This is a genomic window from Pseudomonas sp. 05N434 (assembly GCF_056396965.1).
Genome location: NZ_JBFTMK010000860.1, coordinates 1 through 1,990, shown reverse-complemented (window position 1 = coordinate 1,990; position 1,990 = coordinate 1). Strand labels below are relative to the sequence as shown.

At 56.7% G+C, this 1,990-nt stretch carries 2 protein-coding genes; both read left to right on the top strand.

What is annotated here, in order from left to right; all coding sequences use genetic code 11:
* On the top strand, positions 1-980 hold a 980-nt coding region (locus AC1DLB_RS30175; protein WP_477786303.1), incomplete at its 5' end, for an MFS transporter.
* Positions 981-1,095: 115 nt separating this feature from the next.
* Positions 1,096-1,983 carry a shikimate dehydrogenase family protein gene (locus AC1DLB_RS30170; RefSeq protein ID WP_477743059.1) on the top strand — a complete coding sequence of 296 codons (888 nt, stop codon included), beginning with the start codon at positions 1,096-1,098 and terminating at the stop codon, positions 1,981-1,983.
* Positions 1,984-1,990 lie beyond the last annotated feature (7 nt).

Here is a 1,990-nt window from a genome sequence, read left to right as displayed (position 1 = left end):
CCAAAGGCCAGTCAAAAAAAGCCGCAGCTAGCGGTTGGATCGGCTCAGCGCTGGAGTATTACGACTTCTTTATCTATGCGACCGCGGCGGCCTTGCTGTTTCCACAGCTCTTTTTTCCATCTGATAACCCAGCGGTCGGCATCATTGCCTCTCTGGCCAGCTTTGGTGTGGGCTATATCGCCCGGCCGATAGGCGCTGTTGTCCTAGGGCATTTGGGTGATCGCCACGGCCGTAAAACGGTTCTGGTTTACTGCATGTTCCTGATGGGCTTCTCGACGATGTGTATCGGACTTCTGCCAACGTACCAGCAGATCGGGATCTGGGCGCCGGTGCTGCTTGTGACGTTGCGCCTGATTCAGGGTTTTGCGGTGGCCGGGGAGATCTCCTGCGCCAGTTCCATGATTCTCGAACACGCCCCGTCCGGCCGCCGTGGTTACTTCGCGAGCTTTACTCTCCAAGGAGTTCAGGCCGGGCAATTGCTCGCGGCAGCAGTCTTCTTGCCTCTCGCTCATTTTATGCCTGCGGATCAGTTCGCTTCCTGGGGTTGGCGGATTCCGTTCCTGCTCAGCGTCATCGTAGTCATCCTGGGATATATCATTCGCCGCCAGGTCGACGAGACACCTGTATTTGCCAAACAAAAAACGCAAGGCGAAGGGGTGCGTGTGACCGGCATGGCCATCGGACAGAACATAGGGACCGCGATGACTGCGTTTCTCCCGGCAATCTTCGTCACTGTTGCGCCCCCCGGCTCTGACAATATCCCGCTAAGAATCGGCTCTCTTACATTAGGTATCTGTGTTATCGCTGCGATCGCGGCGTTCACTACACGCGAAACATACCGGATTCGCCTTGAAGATCTCGGCAAGCGCAACGCAGTGCCTATTGCCAAAGAAGAATACGATCGTATGCGGGCCGAAGCGATGCGGGGCACAGCTCAGACAGCCGTCCCGAATGACCTGGCTAGCCAACTGCGTTCGTAACGACCTTCGACGATTACACTAGTGCGACCATTAGGTTTTCGCGACCCACAGGCCCGATGGGCAGAGCAGCATCATGCGGTCGGCACTTGCCAATGCATAGCCATCGACGCTGTGCATGCCCAAGAAGCCAGCCAGCGCTCCTCTTCCCGTCAACATCAAATATCAGGCAACCATGGCCTCACATATCACAGGAACAACTCGGCTTTATGGATTGGTCGGCCATCCGCTGGCGGCTGCCAAGTCTCCGCAACTATTCAACCGACTCTTTATAGAACAACAGGCAGACGCGGTTTGTATTCCATTCGAGGTCAAGGCCGATGACCTGTCCTCGTTCGTGGCCGGTGCCAGAGCATTGAACAATCTCGCCGGCATCCTGGTCACCATGCCTCATAAACAAAGGATGCTGGCTCTTGTCGACGAACTTCATCCGACTGCTCGTCAAGTGGGTGCAATCAACGTCATTCGTTGCGAGACAGACGGACGCTGGGTCGGTGCCGTATTCGATGGCCTCGGCTGTGTTCTTGGCATGCAATGGGAAGGCTTTCATCCAGCGAACAAGAACGTTCTTTTGGTCGGAGCTGGGGGCGCAGGCAGAGCGATCGCATTTGCCGTCGCATCGGCGGGAGCTCGATCGCTCACTATCTCCGATGTCGACGAACACCGAGCCGAGGATCTGGCGAAAGCCGTTGCTGCCGAAACAGGTTGCATCACGCTTTCTGGCCCACCCGACCCRCATGGCTATGAAATCGTGATCAATGCCACGCCGCTTGGCATGAACAAGAATGATCCTATGCCTGTGGATCCCGAGCGACTCGAACCCGGCACCCTCGTCGTGGATATCATCAACTCGCCGGAATCGACACCGCTTTGCGATGCTGCGCGTAAAAGAGGTTGTCGCACCCAGGACGGGGCCCCCATGCACAAAGGCCAGGCGTTGCTTGCACTACGCTTCCTTGGGTTCGATTACCACCCCGATAACGTAACAGCACCGCGCCAGGAGTGAGTACACA